This is a genomic window from Paenibacillus sp. JT22N15, assembly GCF_059383755.1.
This window is the reverse complement of the sequence record NZ_JBXENV010000015.1, coordinates 182,147-198,604: the sequence shown is the minus strand read 5'-3', so window position 1 is coordinate 198,604 and position 16,458 is coordinate 182,147. Positions and strand designations below refer to the sequence as shown.

At 50.7% G+C, this 16,458-nt stretch carries 18 protein-coding genes and 1 riboswitch; all 18 genes read left to right on the top strand.

Going from position 1 to position 16,458, the window contains the following annotated elements; translation table 11 throughout:
* Positions 1–753 precede the first annotated feature (753 nt).
* The 18 genes from AC50X8_RS26120 to atpD all read left to right on the top strand — a co-directional run bounded on the left by AC50X8_RS26120 (position 754) and on the right by atpD (position 16,438).
* Positions 754–1,827, top strand: a complete 1,074-nt coding sequence (locus tag AC50X8_RS26120) for an L-threonylcarbamoyladenylate synthase (protein ID WP_056036748.1) — start codon at positions 754–756, stop codon at positions 1,825–1,827.
* A gap of 246 nt (positions 1,828–2,073) precedes the next feature.
* Positions 2,074–2,619 (top strand): manganese efflux pump MntP, encoded by a 546-nt coding sequence (locus AC50X8_RS26115; protein ID WP_494882415.1) that lies wholly within the window; start codon positions 2,074–2,076, stop codon positions 2,617–2,619.
* A gap of 125 nt (positions 2,620–2,744) precedes the next feature.
* The gene (locus AC50X8_RS26110) at positions 2,745–3,323 is read left to right on the top strand and encodes a low molecular weight protein arginine phosphatase (RefSeq protein WP_056036752.1); all 579 of its coding nucleotides are present in this window, start codon (positions 2,745–2,747) and stop codon (positions 3,321–3,323) included.
* Positions 3,324–3,420: 97 nt separating this feature from the next.
* Positions 3,421–3,501, top strand: a riboswitch (ZMP/ZTP riboswitch).
* Positions 3,502–3,655: 154 nt separating this feature from the next.
* On the top strand, positions 3,656–4,108 hold the full coding sequence (gene rpiB, locus AC50X8_RS26105) for a ribose 5-phosphate isomerase B (RefSeq protein ID WP_056036754.1): 453 nt from the start codon (positions 3,656–3,658) through the stop codon (positions 4,106–4,108).
* Between the two features lie 75 nt (positions 4,109–4,183).
* Entirely contained in the window at positions 4,184–4,807 is a 624-nt protein-coding gene (locus tag AC50X8_RS26100; RefSeq protein WP_494882405.1) for a TIGR01440 family protein, read from the top strand.
* A gap of 131 nt (positions 4,808–4,938) precedes the next feature.
* The gene (glyA, locus tag AC50X8_RS26095) at positions 4,939–6,186 is read left to right on the top strand and encodes a serine hydroxymethyltransferase (RefSeq protein WP_172455458.1); all 1,248 of its coding nucleotides are present in this window, start codon (positions 4,939–4,941) and stop codon (positions 6,184–6,186) included.
* Between the two features lie 196 nt (positions 6,187–6,382).
* Positions 6,383–7,486: a UCP032817 domain-containing protein gene (locus tag AC50X8_RS26090; RefSeq protein ID WP_494882403.1), complete on the top strand. Its 1,104-nt coding sequence runs from the start codon at positions 6,383–6,385 to the stop codon at positions 7,484–7,486.
* 122 nt (positions 7,487–7,608) lie between these two features.
* On the top strand, positions 7,609–8,238 hold the full coding sequence (gene upp / locus AC50X8_RS26085) for a uracil phosphoribosyltransferase (protein WP_046231319.1): 630 nt from the start codon (positions 7,609–7,611) through the stop codon (positions 8,236–8,238).
* A 39-nt stretch (positions 8,239–8,277) separates the two neighbouring features.
* The gene (gene wecB, locus AC50X8_RS26080; RefSeq protein WP_056036762.1) at positions 8,278–9,426 is read left to right on the top strand and encodes a non-hydrolyzing UDP-N-acetylglucosamine 2-epimerase; all 1,149 of its coding nucleotides are present in this window, start codon (positions 8,278–8,280) and stop codon (positions 9,424–9,426) included.
* A 189-nt stretch (positions 9,427–9,615) separates the two neighbouring features.
* Positions 9,616–9,849, top strand: a complete 234-nt coding sequence (locus AC50X8_RS26075; protein ID WP_494860962.1) for an AtpZ/AtpI family protein — start codon at positions 9,616–9,618, stop codon at positions 9,847–9,849.
* Positions 9,842–10,210: an ATP synthase subunit I gene (locus AC50X8_RS26070; protein ID WP_056036765.1), complete on the top strand. Its 369-nt coding sequence runs from the start codon at positions 9,842–9,844 to the stop codon at positions 10,208–10,210. The genes AC50X8_RS26075 and AC50X8_RS26070 overlap by 8 nt, the downstream gene beginning before the upstream one ends.
* A gap of 22 nt (positions 10,211–10,232) precedes the next feature.
* On the top strand, positions 10,233–10,991 hold the full coding sequence (gene atpB / locus AC50X8_RS26065) for a F0F1 ATP synthase subunit A (RefSeq protein ID WP_056036768.1): 759 nt from the start codon (positions 10,233–10,235) through the stop codon (positions 10,989–10,991).
* Between the two features lie 85 nt (positions 10,992–11,076).
* Positions 11,077–11,289: a F0F1 ATP synthase subunit C gene (gene atpE, locus AC50X8_RS26060; RefSeq protein ID WP_056036771.1), complete on the top strand. Its 213-nt coding sequence runs from the start codon at positions 11,077–11,079 to the stop codon at positions 11,287–11,289.
* Positions 11,290–11,378: 89 nt separating this feature from the next.
* On the top strand, positions 11,379–11,861 hold the full coding sequence (gene atpF, locus AC50X8_RS26055) for a F0F1 ATP synthase subunit B (protein ID WP_056036774.1): 483 nt from the start codon (positions 11,379–11,381) through the stop codon (positions 11,859–11,861).
* Positions 11,858–12,406 carry a F0F1 ATP synthase subunit delta gene (locus AC50X8_RS26050; protein ID WP_056036780.1) on the top strand — a complete coding sequence of 183 codons (549 nt, stop codon included), beginning with the start codon at positions 11,858–11,860 and terminating at the stop codon, positions 12,404–12,406. Before atpF ends, AC50X8_RS26050 begins: the two co-directional genes overlap by 4 nt.
* Positions 12,407–12,421: 15 nt before the next feature.
* Positions 12,422–13,936, top strand: coding sequence for a F0F1 ATP synthase subunit alpha (atpA, locus tag AC50X8_RS26045; protein ID WP_056036781.1), 1,515 nt, complete (start codon positions 12,422–12,424; stop codon positions 13,934–13,936).
* A gap of 156 nt (positions 13,937–14,092) precedes the next feature.
* Positions 14,093–14,956 carry an ATP synthase F1 subunit gamma gene (gene atpG, locus AC50X8_RS26040; protein ID WP_056036784.1) on the top strand — a complete coding sequence of 288 codons (864 nt, stop codon included), beginning with the start codon at positions 14,093–14,095 and terminating at the stop codon, positions 14,954–14,956.
* Positions 14,957–15,034: 78 nt separating this feature from the next.
* Positions 15,035–16,438, top strand: a complete 1,404-nt coding sequence (atpD, locus tag AC50X8_RS26035) for a F0F1 ATP synthase subunit beta (RefSeq protein WP_046231329.1) — start codon at positions 15,035–15,037, stop codon at positions 16,436–16,438.
* The last annotated feature ends 20 nt before the right edge of the window (positions 16,439–16,458 follow it).

Sequence of the window (16,458 nt, the reverse complement as noted above, 5' to 3'; positions counted from 1 at the left end):
ACCGAAAACGTTCAAACAGCACGCTTGGCTACATGTCACCCTTGCGTTTCGAACAGCTTTATTACGAAAAAATAGCATAATGGGCGTGTCTACTCTATTGACAGAAGAGCACAGGAGCAGCTAATGCGATGCCACTAGCCATTTTGACGACAAAATGAGGACGATAGCGGATTTCCTGTCCGCTTATGGCTTGAAATGGATTGAAAAGCCAAAATAGCGGAATCTCAGTCCTCAAAAAAGAAATGAGCGCCCCGCCCCGAGCTCTCAAGCACCCGAGCACCCGAGCTCTCAAGCACCCGAGCACCCGAGCTCTCAAGCACCCGAGCACCCGAGCTCTCAAGCACCCGAGCACCCGAGCTCTCAAGCACCCGAGCACCCGAGCTCCCGAACTCCCGAACTCTCAAGCTCCCAAGCTATGAGGTCTTAGCAACAATGGTCTTAGCAACAAGAGTCACAGAGCTACAGGGGGTCTCAGTAGCAATCGCATGCTTCGGTTCTCAGGCCCACGGTTCTCAGGCTTCGAATCGCCAGATGGGATTGGCCACGATTAAGCTCTGAACAAGGAGTGGCAGAGCTGCTCAGATTTACATACACACCCTAGCATCCAACAGCTAATAGCCAGATTTGGGCCAGTGAGCATCCGCGGGCTGCGGTTATGCTGCTGGCTCCGTTTTTATCCAAGCGTATGGTATACTTACGGGAGTATACAGACTAGAAGGATGACTATAACAGAGCAAGGATTGAAGGATAGAGATGACTACGACGAAGGTATGGCGCATGACGGATGAATATGCGGAGGCGTCTATCGCGGAAGCAGCAGAACTGCTTCGCGGTGGAGAGCTTGTAGCTTTCCCGACGGAGACGGTATACGGGCTTGGTGCCGATGCTCGCAGCTCGGAGGCGGTGGCGCAGATTTTTCAGGCCAAAGGCCGCCCCTCCGATAATCCGCTTATTGTTCACATCGCAACGATTTCGCAGCTTGATGAGCTGGTGCTGCCTTACTCGGCACTTGCGAAGCAATTGATGGAGCAGCTGTGGCCAGGACCGCTTACGCTTGTGCTTCCCGTTCAGCCGGGAGCGGTGTCGCCGCTTGTAACGGCTGGCTTATCCACTGTTGGCGTTCGGATGCCTTCCCATCCGGTGGCGCTGCGCCTCCTTGCAGCTGCGGGCTGTCCGGTTGCCGCGCCAAGCGCTAATCGTTCGGGCAGGCCAAGCCCTACGCTCGCCGAGCATGTGGCTGAAGACCTCAGCGGCCGGATCAGCGGCATTGTCGACGGCGGCGCTACAGGCATCGGCCTTGAATCGACCGTCATTGAACTGACGGGCGAACAGGCGCTTCGCATTTTGCGCCCAGGCGGCGTAACGGTGGAGCAGCTGTGCAAAGCGGCGCCGCAAGCGGAAATTGACGCACCTGCGGAAGCTGAGTCGGCCGTGGAGGAGCTATCTGCGCCACGTTCGCCAGGCATGAAATATACGCATTATGCACCGAAGGGCGAGCTAAGCGTCGTACAAGGAAGCTCAGCCGCCAAGCGTGTTGCTTATATGCAGGAGCAGGTGTCGCAAGCCGTGAACGCCGGACTGAAAGCAGGCGTTCTTGTATTCGATGAGCAGGCCGCTGTTATGGAGGACGGCTCCGCTCTCGTGCTGACCTACGGGAGCGGGCAGCAGCTGGAGCAGGCTGCGCACCGCCTGTATGCAGCATTGCGGCAGTTTGATGCTGCTGGCGTTCAGCGAATTTGGGCAGAAGGCTGCGAGCCAGATGGTATCGGAGCCGCACTTATGAATCGGCTGCTCAAGGCAGCCGGTCATCGCACCCATCAGGTATAAGACAAGACCAGCTTAAGCCGGCGAACTATTTTTTCACTAGTAAAATTAAGCTCGTGCCGGTTATACCGATCGTGCCTGTCATGCGATTTTTTGACTCAAGTTTTGCGGTTTGCCTGGCGCTTTACAAGGGTAAGAATATCTCCAAGACCGATTAAACAAGCTATAGTATGTTTGTCCCCATTGCCGCATATGTTGGGTTAAGAGTGTTTGCGGACGTGGGGGGAGATCATTTTGTGGAGTAGCCATATGCTTGGAGGGCAATTTATTACACTGCTGCTTATGGCGGTTGCGCTTGGCATGGATGCTTTTTCGCTAGGAATTGGAATCGGGCTGCGTGGCATTCGCTGGCTCCATATAATAAGATTAAGTGCTATTATCGGTATATTTCATATTATTATGCCGCTCGGGGGCATGTACGCTGGGAGCTTCGTCAGCGGCTTGCTTGGTCATGTAGCGACTGCGGCTGCTGGCGTACTGCTGGTGCTGCTCGGCGGGCATATGATTTATAGCTCCTTGCGGGGAGAAGATGTGCAAGCCTTTGATTACCGCACCATTTGGGGAACGGTGCTGTTCGCGCTGGGCGTCAGCGCTGATTCTTTTTCCGTTGGCGTTACGCTCGGCATGTTCGCAGCTGATTTGATGCTGACGGTGCTGCTGTTCGGTTTTTTTGGCAGCTTGATGTCGATTATGGGACTGCTGCTTGGAAGAAGAGTCAGCCATAAGCTAGGCGGCTACGGCGAAGCATGCGGCGGTGCGGTGCTGCTGGTGTTCGGTATAATGTTTATTTTCTGAAAATATAAGAATTTATAAGTTTACATGTATAAATAGGCTTATATTTCATCGCGAAACGGAAGCTTTGCCATCAAAGGATGGCATCAGCCGTTTACGCTTGATACACATAGAAAGGGGCATGCGGCGTGAAGCACATTTTGTTCATTTGTACGGGAAATACTTGTCGTTCTCCGATGGCGGAGGCGATGCTCAAAAATATGGCGGGCCAGCAGGGTGTAGCAGTAGAAGTGCGTTCGGCAGGCATCTCGACCATTGACGGTTTGGCCGTTTCCGGCCATGCGACAGAGGTGCTGCGCGGTTATGGCATTGAACATCAGAGCTCTTCGTGCGCGCTGACAGCAGAAGCGGTAAAATGGGCTGACCTCGTACTGACGATGACCGCCAGCCACAAAAGAGGACTGCTCCAATGGTTCCCAGAAGCCGTTGATAAAGCGCACACGCTCAAAGAGTATGTCAATCAAGATACGGGCGTACTGGCAGACATTAAGGAACTGGAGCGGCTGTATACGGAGCTGCACATGAAGCAGACGCTGGGACAGCAGCTGACGGATGGCGAACGCAATCGTCTGCTGGAGTTGGAGCGCCGTATACCAAGCTTTGATATTATAGACCCGTTTGGCGGAACACTCGGTAATTACAAAAGCTGCGCCGAGGAAATTCGTAGCTGCTTGCAGCAGCTGCTCTTGCGGTTAAAGCAGGAATAAGCGAATGGTTGTGGCAGCGCAAATGTAAAAGCGCGAATTTAGGCGCGGAACCGATTGATTTTTCACAAAAATTCGGCTATGATGAGTACAGATATACGGTTTCCGATGTGACTGGCGACGGAAGTGGGTAACCACGGTGGAGCATCGGAACATACGGCCGGTCGCCTGGGCAAAGAGCAGCATGCTGAAGAGCATGTCATGCTCTTTTTTCGTCTTTTAGGACAAATTTAGGTATAATAAAAGCGCCGAATTGCGGAAGCGGAGTTCATGTGCCGAGCGCCGCAAGTATCATTGCAAGTGCAGCATCGTCATACTGTGGAGGAGGTTTATACGTGAAAATTGCCATTGGCGCCGATCATGCCGGCTACCGGCTGAAGGACGAAATTGTACCATTTCTGCTATCGCTTGGTCACGAAATTGAAGATTTCGGTTGCGACTGCAATCAATCGGTCGATTACCCGGATTATGCACTGCCTGTAGCAGAAAAGGTGGCAAACGGGGAAGTGGATCGCGGTATTCTCATTTGTGGAACAGGCATTGGCATGTCGATTGCCGCTAATAAGGTTAAAGGCATCCGCTGCGCGCTGGTGCACGATTTATTTTCCGCCAAAGCGACGCGCGAGCATAATGATACGAATGTGATTGCACTGGGCGAGCGGGTCATTGGACCGGGGGTTGCACAGGAAATTCTTCGTATTTGGCTGGACACGCCATTCTCCGGCGGCGAGCGTCATGCGGGACGCATTCATAAAGTAGGCCAAATCGAGCAAAAATATAACGCTTAAGCTAAATCAACAAGTAAGAAGGCTTTGTTCCATGCTTGCATGGATACGGTTAGTTAGACAAGGAGGCCGCCTGCTATGGAAGCAAACGAGGAAACGATAGCGATAACAAGCGCAGTAGAGACGGTCGTTCGCGAGCTTGCGGCAGCGGGCAGCCTGCGGGCTGGACAGCTTCTCGTCATCGGCACGAGTACGAGCGAGGTGCTGGGCCATCGCATCGGGACGTCAGGCACGCTGGAAGCTGCTGCGGAAATTTTCGCTGGAGTGGAGGCTGTGCGCCGCGATATTGGTTTTTATCCGGTGTATCAATGCTGCGAGCATTTGAACCGCGCGCTCGTTATCGAGCGTGCAGCGGCTGAACGTTACGGACTAGAGCAGGTTGCGGCGATTCCCGTTCCGAAGGCGGGCGGCTCTATGGCGGCTTATGCGTATCGGCATATCAGCGATGCCTGTCTCGTTGAGACGGTAGCCGCGCATGCTGGAATAGATATCGGCGATACTTTCATCGGTATGCATTTGCGCAGAGTGGCGGTTCCGGTGCGGCCTTCGATTCGCAGCATTGGCGAGGCGCATGTCACGATGGCGGTTACGCGGCCAAAGCTTATTGGCGGTGTACGAGCGGTGTATGAGCTGGACGGTGTGGCAGCCAGCCGTGATGCTGTTGTCTTGTCTCCGGAGCAATCAGCTGGGACATGCGATTAATCGCAAGCATTCTATAAAGATTTTATTATTGGCGGATGGAGCATGTAACCCGTAGAACAAATATCTGACGAGTCTATCATGCTTAATCCTTATCTATATAACAAGCACACACAACTAAGGAGGCATTTATAATGGAAAATCTACGTAAACAAGATCCGGAAGTTTTGAAAGCAATGGGACTGGAATTGCAGCGTCAACGCGATAACATCGAGCTAATCGCATCGGAAAATATCGTAAGCGAAGCTGTGCTTGAAGCATTGGGTTCTGCTTTGACGAACAAATATGCAGAAGGCTACCCAGGCAAACGTTTCTACGGCGGCTGTGAGCATGTCGACATCGTGGAAGATATCGCACGCGATCGTGCAAAAGAACTGTTTGGCGCAGACCATGCCAACGTACAACCGCATTCCGGCGCACAAGCGAACATGGCTGTTTATTTGGCGGCGCTTAAGCCTGGCGACACGGTACTGGGCATGAATTTGGCTCATGGCGGCCACTTGACGCACGGCAGCCCGGTTAACGCTTCCGGCTTGCTTTACAATTTTGTAGCTTACGGCGTAAATGAAGATTCCTTCACGATTGATTATGAAGAAGTTCGCAAAGCGGCCTTCAAGCACCGCCCTCGCATGATCGTAGCTGGTGCATCTGCGTACCCGCGCATTATTGATTTCGAAAAAATGGCTAAAATCGCCAACGATGTAGGCGCCCTATTTTTCGTAGATATGGCTCATATTGCAGGTCTTGTAGCTGCTGGTCTTCACCCGAGCCCAGTGCCTCATGCGCATTTCGTTACAACGACAACGCACAAAACGCTTCGCGGTCCTCGCGGCGGCTTGATTCTTTGCCGTAAAGAGTGGGCAGCTGCGATCGACAAAGCGGTATTCCCAGGCACACAAGGCGGTCCTTTGATGCACGTTATTGCTGCTAAAGCAGTGGCACTGGGCGAAGCTTTGCAGCCATCGTTCAAGACGTATGCGCAAAATGTTGTGAAAAATGCGGCGGTTCTTTCCGATACACTCGTTGCAGCAGGCATTAACATCGTATCCGGCGGCACAGACAACCACCTGATGCTGATCGACACGCGTTCCCTGAACATCACAGGCAAAGAGGCGGAGCACGTACTGGATTCAATCGGTATTACAGCTAACAAAAACGCGATTCCTTTCGATCCAACTAGCCCGTTCATTACTAGCGGTATCCGTCTTGGAACACCTGCAGCGACATCGCGCGGCATGGATGAGAAAGCGATGAAAGTGATCGGCGAAGTGATCGCTGTAACGCTGAAAAATCCAAAGGATGAGGCGACGCTTGAAAAATCCCGTCAAATCGTTCGCGATCTGACTGCGCAATATCCGCTTTATCCAGAATTGAAATACTAATTTTTAACTTTTGAAAAATGCCGCATGGGGCCTCGGCCTCTATGCGGTATTTTTGCGTGTAAACAAGCGTTTGAAGGCTGTCGTCACGTTATTAAAAGGAATTTTTATTCATTTATGGTAGATATAATATGCAGAAAATCCATTCGGCATGCTACAATAGTACAGACTATGCTAATTGGAGGGTGATGGTACAACCATGAGCAATACGATTCTTGTCGTTCTGATTTTTGTTGTATTCCTGGTAATCATAAGCATAACTCAATCCAATCGTTCGCGAAAAAGAAATGATACTAGCCATTCGCCGGGCAAGCGAAGCTTGTCGTTAGCTTCATGGCCGTCTGAGGAGCCGCCGCTTGCATTAGGCGTGCCTTACGAGCATCCTGCCCGTCCAGTTGCTGAACGTCTTGAGGCCGCCCTTACGAGTGACTTTGAAAGCCGGATTAAGGATCGCGTGCTCAAGCAGCTGCCGAGTCTGTCCGATAAGGAATGGAAATGGACCTTCTTCGAGCTGAAGCGCTTCTTCCTAATGTGCGGCCTGCTGCGCGGCGTGCCGATGTATAGCAGCAGGGCCGATGTCATTTGGCATGAAATGCTCATGTTTACACGGGAGTACGAGCAGTTTTGCACTGCCTTCTGCGGCGGGCTGATTCATCATGCTCCGCATGCCGAAAATGAGCGCCCAAATGTCGATGGCCGGGCCTGGTTTGACTGGGTATACGGCGAGCTTTTCCAGCAAACGCCGGCAAGCGGACGGGTGTGGGGCGCATTTTTCAAGACGCCGCTTCCTCGCGATTGGGCGGATGAGTTTGCCGGGCAATCCGAGCAGGCATTGACGGAAAAATGGTTTAATGCCAAAGCCGCGGGAGCCTATCCCGATATGCAGAAGACGATCGATTATTTGCTGTGGCGCTTGAAATCGCAGCTTCATAATAGCGATGATGAGCAAGTTAAGCCTTATCCGGTAGGCGCCTCTTCCTCCTGGAAGGGCGGCTATGATCCTGTAATCGGAGCGACGGGCATGCTGTCCGGCATGCTCATTTTCCACTCCATCTCCGCTTCATCTCCTAATGATTTTGCCGAGCAGATGAATGCAGCGCAGACAAAGGCCCAGAGAGAAGCGAATGGCAGCGGGTCCTCGACATACGGCTGTGACGGCTTGGGCTCCACACATGACCGTCATGATTCTGACGGGGGTCATGATAGCGGTGGCCATGATAGTGGCAGCGATTCATCCAGCTCCTGCGGAGGCTCCAGTGGAGGAGACGGCGGTGGAGGCTGTGGCGGTGGCTGCAGCAGCTAAAAACGGACGATTTTTCAAAGAGAAAAATCACAGGATGCAACAGGCCTTTTACAATGCTATAATATACGGGATTGTGTCTACTGATACAGAAATAAGTTATCACACAGGAGGAATAACGCTCCATGAGCAAATTGGTCATCTGCGACCATCCGTTAATCCAGCATAAGCTGACCTTTATTCGGAATAAAGATACGAATACGAAAGATTTTCGGGAACTGGTTGATGAAGTAGCAACATTAATGGCATATGAGATTACAAGGGACATCCCGCTTGAAACGATTACCGTACAGACGCCGGTTGCTGAGACGCCATCGAAGGTCGTATCGGGACGCATGCTGGGGCTTGTTCCCATTTTGCGCGCCGGCCTTGGCATGGTAGAAGGCATTTTGAAGCTGATTCCTGCTGCGAAGGTTGGCCATATCGGCTTGTTCCGCGATCATGAAACGCTCCAGCCAACGGAATATTATATCAACCTGCCAACGGATGCTCCGAATCGTCTGCTCGTTGTTGTAGACCCGATGCTGGCAACTGGCGGCTCCGCAATCGCGGCTATTACTGCGCTCAAAAAACGCGACTGCGAGCATATTAAGCTGATGTGTCTAATTGCCGCGCCTGAAGGCGTGAAGGCAGTACAGGAAGCGCACCCGGACATCGATATTTATATTGCTGCGCTTGATGAGTGTCTGAACGAGAAGGGCTATATTGTTCCAGGTCTTGGCGACGCGGGCGACCGCATGTTCGGCACCAATTAGCGCCTGCCTGGCGCAAGCAGATTATAGGAGTGAATTGTTTTGTCCAAATTAAAAGTAATGACTATTTTCGGTACGCGCCCGGAGGCAGTTAAGATGGCGCCGCTTGTTCTCGAACTGAACAAGCACTCGGACGATATTGAATCCATCGTCTGCGTAACTGCGCAGCACCGTCATATGCTCGATCAGGTGCTAGATTTTTTTGAAATCCAGCCAAATTATGATTTGAATGTGATGAAGGACCGCCAGACGCTAACGGAAACGACTGTGCGCGTTTTGGAGGGCCTTGATCCGATTTTGACGGAAGCGAAGCCGGATATCGTGCTTGTCCATGGCGACACGCAGACGACGTTCCTTGCCAGCTACGCGGCTTTCCTGAAGCAAATTCAGGTTGGCCATGTGGAAGCGGGCCTTCGGACTTGGAATAAGCTGTCCCCGTACCCGGAAGAGATGAACCGCCAGCTTGCAGGCGTGTTGTCCGATGTGCATTTTGCTCCAACCTCTTGGTCGGCAAGCAATTTGCTCAAGGAGAACAAGTCGGAATCGACCATTTATGTTACGGGCAATACGGCAACGGACGTATTCCAGTACACGGTTGATCCTTCCTTTGCTCATCCGGTTATCGACTGGGCGAAAGGCAAACGGATGATTTTGATGACGGCGCATCGCCGCGAGTCGCTGGGCGAGCCTCATCGCAATATTTTCCGTGCGGTAAAACGCATTGCCGATGAGCATGAAGATATTGCCATTGTGTATGCCGTTCACCCGAATCCAGCCGTCAAAGAACCGGCAACGGAAATTCTCGGCGGACATCCGCGTATTCAGCTTATCGATCCGCTGGATGTGTTCGAATTCCACAATTTTTATCCACATGCCTACATGATTTTGACCGATTCCGGCGGCCTGCAGGAGGAAGCTCCTTCGTTTGGAGTGCCAACGCTGGTGCTGCGCGATACAACAGAGCGTCCTGAGGGCATTGAGGCGGGTACACTTGAGCTTGTAGGTACGGATGAAGAGGTTGTTTACAGCCGGGCCAGCGCCTTGCTGAACGATGCTTCCTTGTATGAAAAGATGAGCCATGCGGCAAATCCATACGGTGATGGACAAGCTTCGACACGTATCGTGCAAGCTTTGCTGCATCATTTTGGAAGAAATTCTGAGCGTCCCGATCCGTTCACACAACGTTCATAGTTTACACATGGTCTTATAAATAGCGGCGCAATGCACAGCATACAGTTGTACTGTATGGTTTTGTCGGCTCTGAGGGCTTGATTTGACTGGCTTTTGGGCAATCTGTACAGTAAAACTATACAGGATTATCAATTGACAAACCTTGCGCCGCTTGGATAAAATAAATGAGGATTGACAGGGGTATGGGCCATGGATAAAAAGAACAGAAGAGACAATCCGCTGTTTGCCGCAGGTCTTGTCGGCGGACTCGGACTGCAAGTCGCTATTTGTATCTTTTTAGGGTACTTTCTCGGATCGTCGCTCGGTAAACGCTTTGGCGGAGGTTCGGGTTGGACGGTTGGAGGCATACTGGTCGGTCTGGCTGTCGGTCTTCTCTCAGGCATTCTGCTTGTGAAGAAGGTAATGGAGGATGCCGATGGATAAAATAATGAACACTGCAGTAAGGTCACTGCTCTTCGTGATGGGTGTATGTCTGCTTGTCTGGGCGTTTATGCCGAACTTGCGAACAGCCGCACTCGGTCTTCTACTGGGTCTTGCAGCGAGTTTCATGAATGCGTTTTTACTGAGGCGCAGAGTGGAAATGATTACGCTTAAAGCAGCAGGAGGAACCTCTCGCAGAATGGGTATGGGACTTGGAAGCCGCATCGCTATGGTGCTGCTGGTTGCCATGGTTGCTTATCGCTTTCCGGAAGACTTCAGCATGCCAGCCGCATTAATTGGCTGTATGGTTATGCCTTTTATTCTTCTGGTAGCAGCTTATATTCATAATAGAAATAAACTTTAGTGGAAAGGGGTGAGAATTTTACATGCATGAATTTCCGGTGTGGCAGCTCGGATCGCTACAGATCGACATTTCAACGTTTATTGCGATAACGGTTTCCGCCATCATCACCTTTGTTGTGGCGAGACTTGCTGTGCGCAATTTATCGGTGGACAACCCTTCCAAGATGCAAAACTTTTTGGAATGGGTCGTCGAATTTGTTCACAATCTGATTTCCAGCGCAATGCCGCTTAACCGCGTCAAGCCTTTCATTTCCTTGGGTATGACGTTGATTATGTTTATTTTCATCTCCAACCTGCTTGGTTTGCCTTTCGGTATCGTGACGGATGTCCATCACGCTTACCCGGCACTAGGTATTACAGAGGAGCTGCTTCAGGAGAAGGGTGGACATTTGGAGCTGGCTTGGTGGAAATCGCCAACGGCTGACCTTTCCGTAACGGCTGGTCTGGCGCTGATCGTATTCATCCTCGTGCATTATCTGGGCGTGAGATTGAACAGCAAGCATTACGTGAAACACTATTTCCATCCGTTCCCAATTTTTCTGCCGATCAACTTGATCGAGACAATCTCGAAGCCAGTAACTTTGGCACTACGGCTATTCGCCAACATTTATGCGGGCGAAGTGCTGATCTCGACCATATTGATGCTGGGAGTTATCGGAACTCCGTTCCTCGCTGCTTGGCAAGCATTTAGTATCTTTGTCGGTGCGATTCAGGCTTTCTTGTTCACTATGCTTACGATGGTGTACATTTCACAGGCTGCAATTCACGAGGAAGACCATTAATTTAAGCTTTATGCCTAGGATTTAATTACCCCCTAGGTCAGCAATACAAAACCAAAACGAGATATTATTGAGGAGGATTTTTAAAATGGAAGTATTGGCAGCAGCATTGGCAGTTGGTTTGGCCGCAATTGGCGCAGGTGTAGGTAACGGTATGATCGTCAGCAAAACAGTTGAAGGTATCGCTCGTCAGCCTGAGCTTCAAGGCAAATTGCAAACAACAATGTTTATCGGTGTAGGTATCGTCGAAGTTGTGCCGATTATCGGCGTAGTTATCGGCTTCCTTGCATTCTTTAAATAATTCAAAACACGCATCTGGCGGGGAAGGCCTAGCCCTCTTCGCCTTCGTTGTGATTTAGACAATTTTGTGGTAGGAAAGGAGTGTCTTTAATGGGATGGCATTGGGAATCGACAGTATATGCGATAGTAGCTTTTCTAGTATTGTACTGGTTGCTGAACAAGTACGCATTCGGTCCGCTGCTCAGCGTTATGGAGAAACGGAGACAACTCGTGCTTGAACAGATGAATACAGCTGAATCCAGCCGTAAGCAAGCTGAGCAGCAAATGGTTGAGCAGAAAGCGGCTCTTGAGCAGGCTCGTAAAGAGGCTTATGAAATTATTGAGCAATCAAGAGTTACAAGCAGCAAGCAAGCCGATGAGATCGTGAACACTGCTAAGACAGAAGCGTCGCGCTTGAAAGATGATGCTCTTAAAGACATCGAAAGTGAGAAAAACAAGGCAATTGCAGCACTTCGTTCTGAAGTTGGCGGTATTTCCGTTCAAATCGCTTCGAAAATCATTGAGAAGCAAGTTGACGAGAAATCGCAAGAGCAGCTTGTTAATCAATACCTGAAAGAAGTAAGCGGCAAATGAGCCGGGACGCAGCGGTAGCGAAGCGCTACGCCAAAGCGTTGTTCGAGCTTGCACAGCAAGGCGGCATTATTTCTGAGGTAGAGCAGCAGCTGCAAGCTATTGCACAAACGCTTGGAGAAGATTTGGAAATCCGTAAATTTCTAAGCTATCCGAATATTGATGCTTCGAAGAAGCTGGCTGTTCTTAAAGCCGCTTTCGGCGGAAGCATTTCCGAATTGCTGCTGAATACGCTGGAGCTGGTTTTTGTGCGCGGGCGTCAGGAGCTAATTGTGGAAATCTACGAAGCATTTACAAAAATCGCAGGCGATGTGCTTAAGCAAGCGCATGCGACGGTATATACAGCTCGTCTTTTGAATGACGCGGAACTGGCAGAGGTTGCAGCACAGTTTGGCGGATTGACAGGCAAAACTATTATTGCTGAGCAAGTCGTAGAGCCTGCCCTACTGGGTGGAGTGAAGGTCCGCATTGGCGACCGCCTTTACGATGGAAGCTTGTCTGGCAAGCTTGAACGGTTAGAAAAACAGTTAAAATCTAAAGCACTGTAGATAGGGGTGAGCGAATTGAGTATCAGACCTGATGAAATCAGCACGCTGATTAAGCAGCAGATCGAACAATATAAATCCGAAATTCAAGTCGTGGATGTTGGCACCGTTATTAGCATCGGTGACGGTATCGCTCGCGTTCACGGTTTGGAAAATGCGATGCAAGGCGAATTGCTCGAATTCTCCAACGGTGTTGTCGGCATGGCATTGAACCTTGAAGAAAGCAACGTCGGTGTCGTTATTCTCGGTCCTTACAAGGACATTCGTGAAGGCGATCAAGTAAAACGTACAGGCCGTATCATGGAAGTTCCAGTTGGCGAAGAGCTGCTGGGCCGCGTCGTGAACCCGCTTGGACAGCCGCTTGACGGCAAGGGTCCAATCAACACGAAGCATTCCCGTCCGGTTGAATCTCCAGCTCCAGGCGTTATCGACCGTAAATCGGTTCATGAGCCTATGCAAACAGGTATTAAAGCGATCGACGCAATGGTTCCAGTTGGCCGTGGCCAACGTGAGCTTATTATCGGCGACCGTCAAACAGGTAAAACAGCTATCGCAATTGATGCGATCATCAACCAAAAAGGCAATGGCGTAAAATGTATTTATGTCGCTGTCGGACAAAAGCAATCCACTGTTGCTAACGTTGTAGAAACGCTTCGCCGTCATGGCGCTTTGGAATATACAATCGTTGTAACTGCGGGCGCTTCCGAGCCAGCTCCACTCTTGTTCCTGGCTCCTTATGCAGGCTGCTCGATGGGCGAATACTTCATGTACAAAGGCGAGCATGTACTCGTTATTTACGATGACTTGTCGAAACAAGCGGCAGCATACCGTGAGCTTTCCTTGCTGCTTCGCCGTCCACCGGGTCGGGAAGCTTACCCAGGTGACGTATTCTATCTTCACTCCCGTTTGCTTGAGCGCGCAGCTAAGCTGAGCGATGCAAGAGGCGGCGGTTCCTTGACTGCCCTGCCTTTCATCGAGACTCAAGCTTCTGACGTATCGGCTTACATCCCGACGAACGTTATTTCGATTACTGACGGTCAAATCTTCCTGGAAGCAGACCTGTTCTACTCCGGTCAACGTCCAGCGGTTAACGTTGGTATCTCGGTATCCCGTGTCGGCGGTTCTGCACAAATTAAAGCGATGAAAAAAGTTGCCGGTACGCTCCGTCTTGACCTTGCGGCTTACCGTGAGCTTCAAGCGTTCTCGCAATTCGGTTCCGACCTTGATAAATCAACGCTTGCCCGTCTAAACCGTGGTGCTCGCACAATGGAAATTCTGAAACAAGGCGTTAACCAGCCGATGCCGGTTGAGAAGCAAGTAATCTCGATCTACTCTGCGGTTAAAGGTCATCTGGATGAAATTCCGGTTGCCGACATTTTGCGCTTTGAGAAAGAATTCCTGGCGTTCCTCGATTCCAATCACCCGGAAATCGGCAATTCGATCCGCGATACGAAGGATCTGGTTGCTGATAACGAGAAAGCCCTTGTTGATGCGATCAACAAATTTAAGAAAAGCTTTGCCGTATCGGCTTAATTTTGGAGCTTGAGAGGAACGATAGGTTCCTCTAAGTTCTTATATATGCTGCTCGTACCAATCATTAGGCTTCGCAGCCATCCCTTATAGCTTGTGCGGCTCTATCCGGGCTTGCGTACAGGAGAGCTGCGAGGCAACAAAGGCGGGTGAAACCAAATGGCTAAAGGTATGCGCGATATTAAACGCGAAATCAAGAGCAAACAAAATACGAAGCAGATTACGAAGGCGATGGAAATGGTCGCGGCTTCCAGGCTGAGAAGAGCGCAGGAAGCTGCACAGGCATCCCGCCCGTATTCAGAAAAGCTGAAGGAAGTTGTGGCAAGCATCGCTGCTGGCACGAAAGACGTTAAACACCCGATGCTGGAAACCCGTCCGATCAAAAAGACAGGTTATCTTGTCATCACGTCTGATCGCGGTCTGGCAGGCGGCTACAACGCCAACGTGCTTCGTAAGGTAACGGACACGATTCGCAGCAAGCATAAGTCGAACGATGATTTCGTATTGTTCGTCATCGGCAAGAAGGGCCGGGATTATTTCCGCCGTCGCAATATGCCGATCGTAGAAGAAGTAACGGGTCTTCCGGATGCTCCTACGTTTGCAGATATCAAGATCGTAGCTTCAACAGCAGTTCAGAAATTTGCCGACGGCACTTTTGACGAGCTGTATGTGTATTACAATAAATTCGTTAATGCCATTACCCAAATTCCTACGGAAATGCGCCTGCTGCCGCTTGAATCGGTAGACGGAAGCGCAGCTTCAACAGCAGCGTACGAATACGAGCCATCGCCGGAAGGCGTGCTGGAGGCATTGCTGCCTAAATATGCGGAGACGCTTATTTACAGCGCATTGCTGGACGGCAAGGCAAGTGAGTTCGGCGCCCGGATGACGGCTATGGGCAGTGCGACGAAAAATGCGACGAAGATGATCAGCAATTTGACGCTTACGTACAACCGTGCTCGTCAAGCGGCAATCACACAGGAAATTTCCGAGATCGTTGCAGGAGCAAATGCTCAATCTTAGGTAACACACTACGCCGCCAGAAGCCTGAGAGAGGCTGCTCTGCCGGCTAGTAACAAGAAGGAACCAGGAGGGAATACCATGAAAAAAGGACGCGTTGTATCCGTCATGGGTCCGGTCGTCGATCTAGAGTTCGAACGCGGCAACCTGCCGGAAATTTTGAACGCTGTCAAAATCGAGAAGAAGGGCGAAAATGGCGGTGTAGATATTAATCTGACGCTTGAAGTCGCTGTTCACCTCGGTGACAATAAAGTTCGTGCTGTAGCAATGAGCACAACGGACGGTCTTGTACGCGGTACTGAAGCCATTGATACTGGCGCTCCAATCACGATTCCAGTTGGCGCTCCAACACTCGGCCGTGTATTTAACGTACTAGGACAACCGATCGATGAAGCTGGCGATGCTACTTCTTCAATCAATCTTCCTATTCACCGTGAAGCTCCTGCTTTCGACGAATTGTCGACACAATCGGAAATTCTCGAAACAGGAATTAAAGTTATCGACTTGCTGGCACCATACGCAAAAGGCGGTAAAATCGGTCTCTTCGGCGGCGCGGGCGTAGGTAAAACGGTAACGATTCAAGAGCTGATCAACAACATCGCACAAGAGCACGGCGGTATTTCCGTATTCGCAGGTGTTGGTGAGCGTACGCGTGAGGGTAATGACTTGTACCACGAGATGAAAGACTCCGGCGTACTTAGCAAAACAGCAATGGTATTCGGACAAATGAACGAGCCGCCAGGCGCACGTCAGCGTGTAGCTCTAACGGGTCTGACAATGGCTGAATATTTCCGTGATGAGGAAGGCAAAGACGTGCTTCTGTTCGTCGATAACATCTTCCGTTTCACACAAGCAGGCTCCGAGGTTTCGGCCCTTCTAGGCCGTATGCCTTCCGCAGTAGGTTACCAGCCAACGCTGGCAACTGAAATGGGTCAACTGCAAGAGCGTATTACTTCAACGAAAAAAGGCTCGGTTACATCGATCCAAGCGATCTACGTACCTGCCGATGACTATACGGATCCAGCTCCAGCTACGACGTTTGCCCACTTGGATGCAACGACTAACCTTGAGCGTAAAATTTCCGAGATGGGTATTTTCCCAGCGGTAGATCCACTTGCTTCATCTTCCCGTATCCTTAGCCCGGATATTCTTGGCGAAGAGCATTACAATGTAGCTCAAGGCGTTAAGAAAATTCTTCAGCGTTATAAAGAGCTTCAAGATATTATCGCGATTCTTGGTATGGATGAGCTGTCCGAGGAAGATAAATTGACCGTTGCTCGCGCACGTAAAATTCAACTCTTCTTGTCCCAGCCGTTCCACGTTGCCGAGCCTTTCACAGGCATTAAAGGTAAATATGTACCAGTTAAAGAATCCGTGCGCAGCTTCAAAGAAATTCTCGAGGGCAAACATGACGACCTTCCGGAAGAAGCTTTCCGGTATGTAGGTGTGATTGAAGAGGCCGTGGAGAAAGCCAAAACGCTGTAGTAGCGAAAGGCGGGAGGAAT